Below are 15,034 nucleotides of genomic sequence, written 5' to 3' on the forward strand. Positions count from 1 at the left end.
AATGCTGCGCGGGGCGTCAGCCGTCGAGTTCCGAGAAGCCCGTGAGGAAATGTGGCCCTATGTAACGCTGTGGCAACTCGAATTCATCGTGATATTCGACCTGCACCAGGTACAAGCCAAACGGGTGCGCCGTGACGCCACCGGAACGGCGGATACGACTGTCGAGCACTTCCTTGACCCATTCCACCGGGCGCTCGCCGGCCCCAATGGTCATCAATACGCCGGCGATGTTGCGCACCATGTGATGCAGGAAGGCACTGGCGCGGATGTCGAGCACGATCATCTTGCCGTGACGGGTCACGCGTAAGTGATGCAGTTCCTTGATCGGCGACTTGGCCTGGCACTGGCCGGCTCGGAACGCGCTGAAATCATGGACGCCGACCAGGTATTGCGCGGCCTCGGCCATGCGCTCGACATCCAGCGGGCGGTGATTCCAGGTAATTTCTTCGTTCAGGTGCGCCGGACGGATCTGATCGTTGTAGATCACGTAGCGATAACGCCGGGCGATGGCCTTGAAGCGCGCATGGAAATGCGCCGGCATCTCCTTGGCCCAACTGACGCTGACGTCGTGCGGCAAGTTGATGTTGGCGCCCATCACCCAGGCCTTCATCGAACGCTCGACCTGGGTATCGAAATGCACCACCTGGCCGCAGGCATGCACGCCAGCGTCCGTACGGCCGGCGCAATGCAGCGACACGGGCGAGTCGGCGACTTTGGACAGCGCGTTTTCGAGGGTTTCCTGCACGGTCAGTACACCGGAAGCCTGGCGCTGCCAGCCACGGTAGCGCGAGCCTTTGTATTCAACGCCCAAGGCGATCCGGAAAAAGCCGTCGGCCGCCATTTCGGCGGCCGGGTTGTCTATGTTTGCCAAGGAATTACAGCCTGCTGAGGTACGCAAAGGCGGGCATTATAAGGCGGTCGGGACGGGATGCCAGTGCAACCGTTAGTCCTGTGCTGGACGGGCCGACGCCATCGCGAGCGGGCTCGCTCCCACAGGGGGCTGGCGATGGACTCAGAATTTACGCAACACACAAAAACCATGTGGGAGCGGGCTTGCTCGCGAATACGGTGTGCCAGCTAAAAATTCATGACTGACACCCTGCTTTCGCGAGCAAGCCCGCTCCCACAAAGAGCTCTGTTGGATTCAGATTTTACGCTACACACAAAAACCTGTGGGAGCGAGCCCGCTCGCGATGGGGCTAGCCCAACACCATCACCTCCCAACCCCAAACAAAAACGGCAGCCTCATTGGCTGCCGCTCTTGTTGAACCGAGCCTCTCAGACCAGGCGCGACAACATTTCCTGTGCTTCGCTCTTCTGGGTCGCGTCGCCTTCGCTGAGGACTTCGCCGAGGATATCGCGAGCGCCGTCGTTGTCACCCATGTCGATGTAGGCCTGGGCCAGATCGAGCTTGGTGGCTACCTCGTCGGTACCGCTGAGGAAGTCGAAGTCCGGTTCGTCTTCAGCGCCGACCAAGGCATCTTCGGCAGTGAAGGTCGGTTGGCCCAGGCTGTCGGACAAACGATCCAGCTCGGCGTTTACATCATCCAGCTCGGACTCGAAGGCGTCCTTGGGCGCATCGTGGGCATCCATTTCATCGGACAGGGACAGATCGAAATCCGCTGGCAGCTCCAGGTCGTCAGCCGGTGTATCGGCCAAGGCTGGCGTTTCAGTCGCAGGCAAGTCCAAGCCCTTGAGGTCATCGTCCAGGTCCAGCAGGAAGTCTTCGTCATCGAGCGCCGGAATCGGCGTCGGCGCGTCGGCGCCCAGGTCCAGGTCGAACTCCGACAGGTCGTCCAGGCTTTCGTTGGCCTCGGTCTGCTGCTTGAGCACCGACTCGAAACTCAGGTCGTCGTCCTCCGGAAACGCGTCCAACTCCGCGACAGGCTCGGGGGCCGGTGCGACCGGGGTTTCCAGGTCATCCAGGCTCAGGTCAAAGGCGCTGTCGAGTTCCTCGTCGGTTGGCGACTTGTCTTCCAGCAGATCCTTGACGTACTGCGCATCCAGCTCCGCGGCCACGGTCGCTGCGGCCAGGCCTGCTGTAGCGGCGACCACCATGGCCGGGAAACGGCTCTTCAGTTGTTCGACCTGGGCGAAGTTTTCGCCATTGGCCACCAGCTGGCGCTCCTGGGCGACAAAGGCGTCGCGGTCACCCTGCTGACCGTAGACTTCCATCAGCTTCAGACGCAAGTCGCTGCGCTGAGGCTCGGCCTTGATGCCCTGCTCGAGCAGGTCGGCTGCCTGGTTCAAGCGGCCGCGGTCGATATGGGACTGGGCCTGGGGCAGCACGTCGTCGGAACGCTCGGCGGCCGGAGCCACCAATGGCGCGGCGATAGGCGGCGTGACCACCACAGGCGCGACCACCGGGGCTGGCTTGGGGGCCGGCGCAGGCGCGGGTGCGGGTTTCGGCTCGAGTTTTACGCTAGGTGGCGGAACCTCAATGCCCTCGAAGCTGCTCGGGGGCAGATCGAGCTCCGGGGAGAAGTCAGCCTCCTCCTCGAGGGCCCGGGCCATGCGCAAGTGTTTTTCCGCTTCTTGCTGGGCCTTGCGGCGTCGAGCGAGCAACAACAGCAGCAACAGCAGGAGCAGTGCACCGCCGCCAATCAACCCCAGCAGGATCGGGTTGGTCAGCAGGTCGTTGTATTTTTGCTCGTTGGACGCGGCAGGCGTCGGTTCGACCGGCGCGGCAGGCGGTGTCGCTTCCGGGGTCGCTTCTGGCGCAGGTGCCGGTGCAGCCGCCGGGGCTTGTGCCGCTGGCGCAGGCGTCAGCTGTGCGGACATCGCCCCAGGTGCCTCGCCGGCTGGCGGAACGGCGGCGCCTTCGGCCTGCATCTTGGCCAGCTGGTTGTTCTTCAGCTCGATCAGGCGCTGCAGCTTGTCCAGTTGGCTCTGCAGATCCGCCATGCGGCTTTTCAGTTCTTCGTTATCCCGGCGCGCCGAATCGAGGCTTTCCTGGGTGACAGCAAGCTTGTTGGAGAGCGCCTGGGCATCGCCGGCAGCACCTTTGCCCTTGCCGCCCGCCTTCGCCGAGTCGGCCGACACCAGGCTCAAGTTGTCGCGACCGGCGGCCTGTGCCGGCGCGCCTTCGCCACGACCACGCTTGGTGGCATCCAACTGCTGCTTGCCGGCACCCGCCACGCCCCGACGTCCCGAACGCCAGGCGGCGTTCTGCGCAGCCACTTCAGCGATGGCCTGGGGTTGCGGCAACGCCGTGCTTTGCACCGGATCCGGCAGGCGCAACACCTGCCCGGTCTTGAGCAGGTTGATGTTGCCGTTGATGAACGCGTTCGGGTTCAACGCCTGGATCGCCAGCATGGTTTGCTGGACCGACCCGCCGTTGCGCACCTTGGCGGCGATTTCCCACAGGGTATCGCGCGGCGTGGTGGTGTACTGGGAAGGCTTGGTGGCGCCGGTAACCGGTGTGGACACAACCTGGGGTGGCTTCGCCCGGGCGGCGTCGGCGGCCTGTGGCGAGAATTTGGAGGGGTCGAGCAATACGCTGTAGTCGCGCAGCAGACGGCCATTGGGCCACATCACCTGCACCAGGAACTTGACCATGGGTTCGGACAGCGGACGGCTGGAGGTTACCCGCAGGACGCTCTTGCCGTTGGCGTTGATCACCGGGGTGAAGGTCAGGTCATTGAGAAAGGCCTGGCGGTCGACCCCGGCCTTGGCGAAGTCTTCGGGGGAGGCCAGGCTCGGCACGACTTCGGCGGCGGTCAGTTGCTGGACGTCGAGCAACTCGATCTCGGCGACCAAGGGCTGGTTCGGCGTCGACTTCAGGGTCAATTCCCCGAGCCCGAGCGCTTGCGCCATACCGGAGGACAGCGCCGAGGCGGCCGCTATTGCTAACACCAGTTTGCGAACTTGAACCATAGCCTCTTCCTTTGTTTGAACATTCCTCGGCCAGCGAGAAGGTATTGATGCCGCTGCCGTAAGGCATTGCGCGCAGCCCCGATGCGACGGTGCGCGCGATCATTTCACTCATGCCCCGGGAAAGTCCCCCAGAGGGATGTTCGCCTTCAGCACTCCGGCCAAGCATAGCGCCCAGCTAGAATCATTCGACAAATTGATGCCAAGTATCTTTTACAGCAAGTCTTTTATCAACAACTCAGCCACCTGCACAGCATTGAGCGCCGCGCCCTTGCGCACGTTATCTGACGTCAGCCACATATTTAGCTCCGCCGGATCGTCGATCCCGCCGCGCACACGACCAACGTAGACCACATCCTGCCCCACCGCATCGCCCACCGCCGTCGGGTAATCGCCCGCCTCCACCAGCTCGATACCGGGCGCCGCTTCCAAAGCCGCGTTGACCTTGGCCAGGTCGACGGCCTTGGCAGACTGCACAGTCACGCTAAAGCTATCGCCAAAAAACACCGGGGCTTGAATGCAAGTGACGGAAATCTTTAACAAAGGCTGATTCAGCACTTGGCGCAACTCGCGGACCAGGCGTTTTTCCAGCTGCGTATGCCCCTGCTCGTCCGGCGCGCCAACCTGGGCCAGCAGGTTGAACGCCATCTGCCGGTCAAAGAACTTCGGCTCCAGCGGACGGGCGTTGAGCAGCTCGGCAGTCTGACGCGCCAACTCGCTCACGGCCACGCGGCCCTGGGCCGACACCGCGAGGCTGGCGGTCAGGCTGATGCGCTGCAAATCCAGGCATTCACGCAGCGGCGCCAGCACCACCGCCAAGGCCGTGGCCGACGCGCTGGGGCTGCTGACCTGCAACGGTTTGTTCAAGCCAGCCAATACTTGGGCATTGGCTTCCGGCACGATCTGCGGCGCCTGTTCGGGCGGCAAGGCACCGGACAGGTCGATCAGCGCACAACCGGCTGCCGTGGCCCGCGGGGCGAAACTCAGGGTCACCGCTGGGCCCGCCGCGAAGAACACCAGTTGGACTTTGCTGAAATCGAACTCGTCGACCTCGCGCACCCGCACGTTTTTGCCGCGGAACATCACCGAGCTGCCTGCCGATTCGCTGCTGGCCAGCAGGTGCAGGTTACCGACCGGGAAGTCCCGCTCTTCGAGAATCTGGACGAGGGTTTCGCCAACAGTACCGGTGGCGCCGATCACGGCAATATCAAAGGACTGGCTCATGGGTCTACCTCAGGTAAAACGTGGGGAGCGGCACTTTACCGGGTGGTCGGTATGCAGGCAATTGGCAGGGGGATTTGCGGTGCCTGGGCTGGTCCCATCGCGAGCAGGCTCGCTCCCACAGGTTTTGCGGCCACCAAGGATCCCATGTGGGAGCGAGCCTGCTCGCGATGGCGCCGCCTCAGGCGCATAAAATCCCAAAACCGCCCCCCAAATAAAAAACCCGCACCTCTCACAAGGCGCGGGTTCTTTCACAGCGACAATCGATCAACGCTCGAGCAGGATCCGCAGCATGCGACGCAGCGGTTCGGCCGCACCCCACAGCAGTTGGTCGCCGACGGTGAAGGCACCGACGAATTGCGAACCCATGTTCAGTTTGCGCAAACGGCCCACCGGGACATTCAGGGTGCCGGTGACCTTGGTCGGGCTCAGCTCCTGCATGCTGATTTCGCGGTTGTTCGGCACCAGCTTGACCCAAGGGTTGTGCTGGCTGATCAGCCCTTCGATGTCGGCTATCGGCACGTCTTTGTTCAGCTTGATGGTCAGCGCCTGGCTGTGGCAACGCATGGCGCCGATGCGCACGCAGATGCCGTCCACCGGGATCGGGCTCTTGAAGCGACCGAGGATCTTGTTGGTTTCGGCCTGGGCCTTCCACTCTTCACGGCTCTGGCCGTTAGGCAGTTCCTTGTCGATCCACGGAATCAGGCTGCCAGCCAGCGGTACGCCGAAGTTTTCGGTCGGGTAGGCATCGCTGCGCATCGCCTCGGCGACCTTGCGGTCGATGTCGAGGATGGCGCTGGCTGGGTTGGCCAGGTCATCGGCGACGGCGGCGTGGGTCGCGCCCATCTGCTTGATCAGTTCACGCATGTTCTGCGCACCAGCACCGGATGCCGCCTGATAAGTCATGGCGCTCATCCACTCCACCAGCCCGGCTTCGAACAAGCCGCCCAGGCCCATCAGCATCAGGCTGACAGTGCAGTTGCCGCCGATGTAGTTCTTGGTGCCCGCATCCAGCTGCTGGTCGATGACCTTGCGGTTGACCGGGTCGAGGATGATCACCGCATCGTCCTGCATGCGCAGGCTGGAGGCGGCGTCGATCCAGTAACCCTGCCAGCCGGCTTCACGCAGCTTGGGGAATACTTCGCTGGTGTAGTCGCCGCCCTGGCAGGTCAGGATCACGTCGAGGGTCTTGAGCTCGTCAATGCTGTAGGCATCCTTGAGCACACCGGTGTCCTTGCCCACGGATGGGCCCTGGCCACCGACATTGGAAGTGGTGAAAAACACCGGCTCAATGAGATCGAAATCCTGCTCTTCCAGCATTCGCTGCATGAGCACGGAACCGACCATGCCGCGCCAACCGATCAGACCTACACGTTTCATCGCAACTACACCTATACAAAAGTGGGCCACCGTCGAAGCAGTGGGCCCGAAAGATTACAGATTCCGCAGCGCGGCGACTACTGCATCGCCCATTTGCTGCGTACCGACTTTGGTACAACCTTGCGACCAGATATCGCCGGTACGCAAGCCTTGGTCCAAGACCACGCTGACGGCTTTTTCGATCGCGTCGGCGGCATCGTTCAAGTTGAAGCTGTAACGCAGCATCATCGACACCGACAGGATGGTCGCCAACGGGTTGGCAATGCCCTGCCCGGCGATGTCCGGCGCCGAACCGTGGCATGGCTCGTACATGCCCTTGTTGTTGGCGTCCAGGGAAGCCGACGGCAGCATGCCAATGGAACCGGTGAGCATCGACGCTTCGTCGGACAGGATGTCGCCGAACATGTTGTCGGTGACGATCACGTCGAACTGCTTCGGCGCGCGCACCAGTTGCATGGCGGCGTTGTCGACGTACATGTGGCTCAGTTCGATGTCCGGGTAATCCTTGGCCACCTGCTCGACCACTTCGCGCCACAATTGGCTGGAGGCCAGCACGTTGGCCTTGTCCACCGAGCACAGCTTCTTGCCACGCACGCGGGCCATGTCGAAGCCGACCCGGGCGATACGGCGGATTTCGCTTTCGCTGTACGGCAGGGTGTCGTAGGCCTGGCGCTCGCCATTATCCAGCTCGCGGGTGCCACGCGGGGCGCCGAAATAGATGCCGCCGGTCAGCTCGCGAACGATGAGGATGTCCAGGCCCGAGACGATTTCCGGCTTCAGGCTCGATGCATCGGCCAGTTGCGGGTAAAGAATCGCCGGACGCAGGTTGCCGAACAAGCCCAGTTGCGCGCGAATTTTCAGCAGGCCGCGCTCGGGGCGGATGTCGCGTTCGATCTTGTCCCATTTCGGGCCGCCCACGGCACCCAGCAGCACGGCATCGGCGGCACGGGCACGGTCCAGGGTCTCGTCGGCCAGGGGCACGCCATGCTTGTCGATGGCCGCGCCGCCGATCACGTCGTGGCTGAGTTCGAAGCCCAGGCTGTACTTGTCGTTCGCCAGCTCCAGGACCTTGACCGCTTCGGCCATGATTTCCGGGCCAATGCCATCACCTGGGAGAATCAGAATCTGCTTGCTCATGCTTTCCTCGTTTGCTCTGTCGACACAGGCCTCTGGCGCTGGCCGGGAAAAATGCTACCGCTCGGCCCACAGCACCAGTACATCTGTACTGAACGAACCATCGGCCTCAATCTCAAAATATTCACGCACTTCATCACCCATCGAACGCTGCAGCTGGAGAATCGCCGCACGCATCACCTCGGGGGTACGCATGCGCTCGACCCAGGAGTGGTACTCCAGGCGCAGGCGCTGGCGTGAGGTGCTACGGGTGTGCAACCCCGCTTCGCTGACCTGGCGCAACCACTCGCCGGCCGAATAATCGCGCACATGGCTGGTGTCGCGCAGCACTTCGATGCTTTGCAGGTAGGTGTCCAGCAACGGCGTGCCCGGCGACAGGATGTCGATGAACGCCATCACCCCGCCCGGCTTGAGCACCCGACGCACTTCCCGCAACGCCAGGCCCAGGTCACTCCAATGATGCGCCGAATAGCGGCTGAACACGAAGTCGAACTCACCGTCGGCGAAGGGCAAACGCTCGGCGGCACCGCGCACCGTGCTGATATTGCCCAGGCCCCGCTCCGCGGCCGCCGCAGTCACCACATCGAGCATCTGCTGGGACAAATCATAGGCCACCACTTCACCGGCCAGCGGCGCCACGTGGAAACTCACATGGCCGGCGCCACAGCCCAGGTCCAACACACGGGCATCGCCACGGCCAGCCAGCGCAGCCTGTAGCAGCGCGAACTCAGCGCCCTGGGCGTGCACGGCACTGCTCAGATAGGCCGAGGCCTGTTCACCGAATTGCTTTTGTACAACCTGACTGTGGGCGGTGCTGGTCATGGAACTTCCTTTTGGCTGTGTCTGTTCTGGCCTCATCGCGAGCAGGCTCGCTCCCACATTGGATTTGCGGCGTAAAGAAAATCCCTGTGGGAGCGAGCCTGCTCGCGATGGCGTCGTTACGCCTTACGCAAAATCAAGCATCGCGAAACAACCAAGGCTGGCTCGCCCGATGCTTGGCCTCGAACGCGGCAATCGCCTCGCCGTCCTGCAAGGTCAGGCCAATGTCATCCAGGCCGTTGAGCAGGCAATGTTTGCGAAACGCATCGATCTCGAACCCCAACACCTTGCCGTCGGGGCGAGTCACGGTCTGGGCCGCGAGGTCGATTTTCAGCTGGTAGCCGGGGTTGGCTTCGACCTGCTGGAACAACTCATCCACCTCAGCATCGCTGAGGATGATCGGCAACAAGCCGTTCTTGAAGCTGTTGTTGAAGAAGATGTCGGCGTAGCTCGGCGCGATGATGCTGCGGAAACCGTATTCTTCCAGGGCCCACGGCGCGTGCTCGCGACTGGAACCACAGCCGAAGTTCTCCCGGGCCAGCAACACGCTGGCGCCTTGGTAACGCTCGGCGTTGAGCACGAAATCCTTGTTCAACGGCCGCTTGGAGTTGTCCTGGTACGGCTGGCCGACATCCAGGTAACGCCATTCGTCGAACAGGTTCGGGCCGAAGCCGGTGCGCTTGATGGACTTCAAGAACTGCTTGGGAATGATCTGGTCGGTGTCGACGTTGGCACGATCCAAAGGCGCGACAAGACCGGTGTGCTGGGTAAAAGCTTTCATGCTGCGCTCCTTCAGATCAATTCGCGGACGTCGACGAAACGGCCGTTGACAGCCGCCGCCGCGGCCATCGCCGGGCTCACCAGGTGCGTACGGCCACCGGCGCCCTGACGGCCTTCGAAGTTACGGTTGGAGGTGGAGGCGCAATGCTCGCCCGACTCCAAACGGTCCGGGTTCATCGCCAGGCACATCGAGCACCCTGGCTCGCGCCACTCGAAACCGGCCTCGAGGAAAATCTTGTCCAGCCCTTCCGCTTCGGCCTGGGCCTTCACCAGGCCCGAGCCCGGCACCACAATGGCCTGCTTGATCGTCGAGGCAACTTTGCGGCCCTTGGCGATCACCGCCGCGGCGCGCAGGTCTTCGATCCGCGAGTTGGTGCAGGAACCGATGAACACGCGATCGAGTTGAATATCGGTGATCGCCTGGTTGGCGCTCAAGCCCATGTATTTCAAGGCGCGGACGATGGAGTCACGCTTGACCAGGTCCATTTCCTTGGCCGGATCCGGTACGTTCTGGTCCACCGCCAGCACCATTTCCGGCGAAGTGCCCCAGCTGACTTGCGGTTTGATCTGGCTCGCGTCGAGCTCGACTACGGTGTCGAATTTCGCATCGGCATCGGAGACCAAGTCTTTCCAGGCTTCGACCGCCATGTCCCATTCAGCACCTTTCGGGGAGAACGGACGGCCCTTGACGTATTCCACGGTTTTTTCATCGGCGGCCACCAGCCCGACACGGGCACCGGCCTCGATGGACATGTTGCAGATGGTCATGCGGCCTTCGACGGACAAGTCGCGGATCGCGCTGCCGGCGAACTCGATGGCGTGGCCGTTACCACCCGCGGTACCGATCTTGCCGATCACCGCCAGGACGATGTCCTTGGCAGTCACGCCGAACGGTAACTTGCCCTCGACGCGCACCAGCATGTTCTTCATTTTCTTGGCAACCAGGCACTGGGTGGCGAGCACATGCTCCACCTCGGAGGTGCCGATGCCATGGGCCAGGGCGCCGAAGGCACCGTGGGTCGAGGTGTGCGAGTCGCCGCAGACCACGGTCATGCCCGGCAAGGTCGCGCCCTGCTCCGGGCCGATGACGTGGACGATGCCTTGGCGCACGTCATTCATCTTGAATTCGACGATGCCGTATTCGTCACAGTTATCGTCGAGGGTCTGGACCTGCAGGCGCGAGACCTGGTCGGCAATGGCTTCAATGCCGCCCTTGCGCTCCGGCGTAGTCGGTACGTTGTGGTCCGGGGTCGCGATGTTGGCATCGATGCGCCACGGCTTGCGCCCGGCCAGGCGCAAACCTTCGAAGGCTTGCGGCGAAGTCACTTCGTGGATGATGTGACGATCGATGTAGATCAGCGCCGAGCCATCGTCGCGCTGCTTGACCAAATGCGAATCCCAGAGCTTGTCGTAGAGCGTTTTGCCGGCCATCAGACGGTTCCTCATCAGCTTGTTTCTATGCCCCGGGCCTGAACGAATCAATAACCCCTTGGCTTGTGAGGCTGATCCTATGGGGTTACATTAAATAACTCAAATTCATATTTTTTATACTTTGCATAACCAACTGGAATTCGACCGGAACCGCCATGGACCTCGCCAATCTCAATGCCTTTATTGCCATCGCCGAGACGGGCAGTTTCTCCGGCGCCGGCGAACGCCTGCACCTGACCCAGCCGGCCATCAGCAAGCGCATTGCCGGCCTCGAACAACAACTCAAGGTGCGCCTGTTCGACCGCCTGGGCCGTGAAGTGGGCCTGACCGAGGCCGGCCGGGCCCTGTTGCCACGGGCCTATCAAATCCTCAATGTGCTGGACGACACCCGCCGCGCCCTGACCAACCTGACTGGCGAAGTGACCGGGCGCCTGACGCTCGCCACCAGCCACCACATCGGCCTGCACCGCCTGCCGCCTCTACTCAGGGAGTTCACCCGCCGCTACCCCCAGGTGGCACTGGACATTCAGTTTCTGGATTCGGAAGTGGCCTACGAAGAAATCCTCCATGGCCGGGCCGAACTGGCCGTCATCACCCTCGCCCCCGAACCCCACACGCTGGTAAGGGCCACGCCGGTATGGGACGACCCCCTGGATTTCGTGGTCGCCCCCGAGCATGCATTACTGGAAAACGGCGCGGTCAGCCTGGCGGACATTGCCTTGCATCCGGCGGTTTTCCCGGGGGGCAACACCTTTACCCATCACATCGTGCGACGGCTGTTCGAGGCCCAGGGCCTGACACCGAACATCGCCATGAGCACGAATTACCTGGAAACGATAAAAATGATGGTCTCCATCGGCCTGGCCTGGAGCGTTTTGCCGCGCACCATGCTCGACGAACAGGTGGCGCGCATTCCTTTGCCGGGCATACAACTCAGTCGCCAGCTAGGCTATATCTTGCACACCGAACGGACGCTGTCGAACGCCGCACGGGCTTTCATGGCCTTACTGGACGCACAAATCGATTTGCCAGGGACAAAGGCATAGGTTGTGCCGCGCCTGTAGGGCCTTGGATGCTTGTGCTTAATGCCCAAACCCGCTCAAGGCTCGCCAGAAATGCCCAAACCCGCTGACCATCTCCCGCCCTTGCCACGCATCCAGGCGCTAGACCCGAAACGGTCCGAGCAAAGCTGGGACAGCGCGCCGCAGTTGCTGGCCGCCCTGAACGGCGCTCGGCTGGGGGCCTGGTCGTGGGACATCGACAGCGGGCAGATCAGTTGGTCCCGCGGCACCCAGGCGCTGTTCGGCTTCGATCCGCGCCAGCCATTGCCGGCGGATGTGGATTATCTGGACCTGTTGCTGCCCGAAGACCGGGCCCGGGCCGTGCGCGCCTTTCACGCGGCAGTGGCCGGGGCGCCGTTGGAACAGGCGATGCACCACCGCATCGTCTGGCCCGATGGCAGCCTGCACTGGCTGGAGATCAGCGGCAGCGTGCTGCCCGACAAGCATGGCCGTCCGCGCATGATCGGGGTGATCCGCGAAATCACCCATCAGCGCGAGCGCGAACAAGCCCTGCGCAGTTCGGAAAAACGCTTCGCCACGCTCTTTCATCTGTGCCCGAACATGGTCTTGCTGACCCGCCAGGAGGACGGGCTGATCAGCGAAGCCAACCAGTATTTCGAAAGCCTGTTCGGCTGGCCGGTGCATGACGTAATCGGCCGCACCACCCTGGAGCTGGGCTTGTGGGTTGACCCCAGCCAACGGGCGAAACTGGTGGAAGCGACCAAAGCCAAGGGCGAGCTGGTGAGCACGGAGGTGGAGTTCCGGGCCAGCAACGGCCAGATTCATAACGGCATTCTCAGTGCGCAAAAAGTCGAACTCGAAGGCCAGCCCTACCTGTTGAGCACCTTTCTCGACACCACCGAGCGCAAACTCGCCGAACAGGCCCTCAAGGACAGCCAGGAACGCCTGGACCTGGCCCTCGACTCGGCGCAACTGGGCACCTGGGACTGGCACATTCCCAGCGGCATGCTCTACGGCTCGGCCCGCGCCGCGCAGCTCCATGGCCTGGAACCCAAGCCCTTCCACGAATCGTTCGACGCGTTTTTCGAGGGCGTCCCCACGGAAGAACGCAACAACATGCGCAACGCCTATCGCAGCCTGCGCGAAGGCCCGGCGGGCAACTACCAATTGACCTACCGGGTGCAACTGCCGGACGGCAGCTCGCGCTACCTGGAAAGCCGCGCCCGCCTCTACCGCAACGACGACGGCAGCCCTTTGCGCATGGCCGGCACCTTGCTGGACATCACCGACCAGGTGGAGCGCGAACAGAGCCTGGCCGCCTCGGAAGAAAAATTCGCCACGCTGTTCCAGGTCAGCCCCGACCCGATCTGCGTCACCCACCAGGACAGTGGCCGGTTTCTCGAGATCAACTCAAGCTTCACCCAGACCTTCGGCTGGACCGCCAACGACGTGATCGGCCTCGGCGCCGACGAAATCGGCCTCTGGGACGCCTCGGGCAGTAGCCTGCAACGCATCGAACGGGTGATCCGCGAACAATCGCTGAACAATGTCGCCATCGTCGTTCATCATAAGAACGGCCAGCCGCTGACCTGTGTGATTTCCAGCCGGCAGATCAACGTCGGCAACCAGCCCTGCATCGTCACGACCTTGCGGGACATCACGCAGCAACAACGCTCCGAAGCTGCCCTCAAGGCCAGCGAAGAGAAATTCGCCAAGGCGTTTCATTCCAGCCCCGACGCCATCACCATCACCGAGCACAAGAGCGGTCGCTACCTGGAGGTCAACGACGGCTTCTGTCGGTTGACCGGCTACCGCGCCGACGAGGTGATCGGGCGCACGGTCTACGAAGTGGGGATCTGGGCCGAAGAAAAACAACGCGCCGCCCTGCTGGCCGAATTGCAACTCAAGGGCCGCGTCGTTCACCAGGAAATGCTCGGGCGCAATAAACGGGGGGAAATCCTCACGGTGGAGGTCTCGGTCGAGCCCATCACGCTCAATGAAACGGCGTGCCTGCTGCTGACCGCCCGGGACGTGAGCCTGCTACGCAATGCCGAAGCCCAGATCCGCCACCTGGCCTATCACGACCCACTGACCAACCTGCCCAACCGGGCCTTGCTGATGGACCGGCTGAGCCAGCAGATCGCCCTGCTCAAGCGCCATAATTTGCGTGGCGCCCTGCTGTTTCTCGATCTGGACCACTTCAAGCACATCAACGATTCCCTCGGTCACCCGGTGGGCGACACCGTGCTGAAAATCATCACCGCGCGCCTGGAGGCCAGCGTGCGCCTGGAAGACACCGTCGCGCGACTGGGCGGCGACGAATTCGTGGTGCTGCTCAGCGGCCTGGAAGGCTCGCGCAACGAAGTCAGCAAGCAAGTGCAAACCCTGGCCGACACCCTGCGCGAACTGCTTTCGGAGCCGATGTTTCTCGATGGCCAGCGACTGCAGGTCACGCCGAGCATCGGTATAGCGCTGATTCCCGACCACGGCTCCACGCCCACCGATTTGCTCAAGCGCGCCGACATTGCGTTGTATCGCGCCAAGGATTCGGGGCGCAACACCTCGCAGATGTTTCACACCACCATGCAAAAAGCCGCCAGCGAACGGCTGCGCATGGAGACCGACCTGCGCCAGGCCCTGGCCCGTGGCGAGTTCAGCGTGCATTTCCAGCCCCAGGTCGATGCCCGGGACAACCGCATTGTCGGTGCCGAAGCCCTGGTGCGCTGGCATCACCCGGATCTGGGCGCCCAATCGCCGAACGAATTCATCAAGGTGCTGGAAGACAGCGGCCTGATCCTGGAAGTCGGGACCTGGATCCTCGACGAAGCCTGCGATGGCTTCAAGCAACTGATCGCCAAGGGCAAGATCGATCCGGAGCAATTCAGCCTGTGTGTAAACATCAGCCCGCGGCAATTCCGCCAAAGCGACTTCGTCGAACGCATCGAAAGCAGCCTGGCCACCCACGGCCTGCCCTGCTCCTTGCTGAAGCTGGAAATCACCGAAGGCATCGTGATCCAGAACCTGGATGACACCATCGCCAAGATGCGCCGGCTCAAGAAACTCGGGGTGAGCTTTGCCATGGACGATTTTGGCACCGGCTATTCGTCGCTGACCTACCTCAAGCGCCTGCCAGTGGATACGCTGAAGATCGATCAGTCATTCGTGCGCGACGCCACCAGCGACCCCAACGACGCGGAGATCATCCGCGCCATCGTCGCCATGGCCCGCAGCCTCAACCTGGTGATGATTGCCGAAGGGGTGGAGACCCTGGAGCAATTGCAATTCCTGCAGGGGTTGGGTTGCCATCTGTACCAAGGCTACCTGCACAGCCGGCCGTTGCCGCTGGAGGCATTTGAGCGGTTGTTGCCGTGACA

At 62.5% G+C, this 15,034-nt stretch carries 10 protein-coding genes; 2 read left to right on the forward strand and 8 right to left on the reverse strand.

What is annotated here, in order from left to right:
* Positions 1-16: 16 nt before the first annotated feature.
* The 8 genes from truA to leuC form a co-directional block, all read right to left on the reverse strand.
* Positions 17-841, reverse strand: coding sequence for a tRNA pseudouridine(38-40) synthase TruA (gene truA / locus PBDP_RS20000; RefSeq protein ID WP_109754735.1), 825 nt, complete (start codon positions 839-841; stop codon positions 17-19).
* Positions 842-1,278: 437 nt separating this feature from the next.
* Positions 1,279-3,876, reverse strand: a complete 2,598-nt coding sequence (locus tag PBDP_RS20005; protein ID WP_109754602.1) for a FimV/HubP family polar landmark protein — start codon at positions 3,874-3,876, stop codon at positions 1,279-1,281.
* A gap of 210 nt (positions 3,877-4,086) precedes the next feature.
* Positions 4,087-5,097 carry an aspartate-semialdehyde dehydrogenase gene (locus PBDP_RS20010; RefSeq protein ID WP_109754601.1) on the reverse strand — a complete coding sequence of 337 codons (1,011 nt, stop codon included), beginning with the start codon at positions 5,095-5,097 and terminating at the stop codon, positions 4,087-4,089.
* 264 nt (positions 5,098-5,361) lie between these two features.
* A complete protein-coding gene (gene asd, locus PBDP_RS20015; protein WP_109754600.1) occupies positions 5,362-6,474 on the reverse strand; it encodes an aspartate-semialdehyde dehydrogenase in 1,113 nt (370 codons plus the stop codon).
* A 54-nt stretch (positions 6,475-6,528) separates the two neighbouring features.
* On the reverse strand, positions 6,529-7,611 hold the full coding sequence (gene leuB, locus PBDP_RS20020) for a 3-isopropylmalate dehydrogenase (protein ID WP_109754599.1): 1,083 nt from the start codon (positions 7,609-7,611) through the stop codon (positions 6,529-6,531).
* A 54-nt stretch (positions 7,612-7,665) separates the two neighbouring features.
* Positions 7,666-8,430, reverse strand: coding sequence for a class I SAM-dependent methyltransferase (locus PBDP_RS20025; RefSeq protein WP_116833048.1), 765 nt, complete (start codon positions 8,428-8,430; stop codon positions 7,666-7,668).
* A gap of 133 nt (positions 8,431-8,563) precedes the next feature.
* On the reverse strand, positions 8,564-9,208 hold the full coding sequence (gene leuD, locus PBDP_RS20030; RefSeq protein ID WP_109754597.1) for a 3-isopropylmalate dehydratase small subunit: 645 nt from the start codon (positions 9,206-9,208) through the stop codon (positions 8,564-8,566).
* Positions 9,209-9,219: 11 nt separating this feature from the next.
* Positions 9,220-10,638, reverse strand: a complete 1,419-nt coding sequence (leuC, locus tag PBDP_RS20035) for a 3-isopropylmalate dehydratase large subunit (RefSeq protein WP_109754596.1) — start codon at positions 10,636-10,638, stop codon at positions 9,220-9,222.
* 155 nt (positions 10,639-10,793) lie between these two features.
* On the opposite strand from leuC, the gene PBDP_RS20040 reads away from it, so the two are divergent.
* Both PBDP_RS20040 and PBDP_RS20045 read left to right on the forward strand, forming a co-directional pair.
* Complete coding sequence (locus PBDP_RS20040; RefSeq protein WP_109754595.1) at positions 10,794-11,684, forward strand: LysR family transcriptional regulator; 891 nt, start codon at positions 10,794-10,796, stop codon at positions 11,682-11,684.
* 69 nt (positions 11,685-11,753) lie between these two features.
* On the forward strand, positions 11,754-15,032 hold the full coding sequence (locus PBDP_RS20045) for an EAL domain-containing protein (protein ID WP_109754594.1): 3,279 nt from the start codon (positions 11,754-11,756) through the stop codon (positions 15,030-15,032).
* Positions 15,033-15,034 lie beyond the last annotated feature (2 nt).

The sequence above is a fragment of the Pseudomonas sp. St290 genome, assembly GCF_018325805.1.
GTDB lineage: Bacteria > Pseudomonadota > Gammaproteobacteria > Pseudomonadales > Pseudomonadaceae > Aquipseudomonas > Aquipseudomonas bijieensis.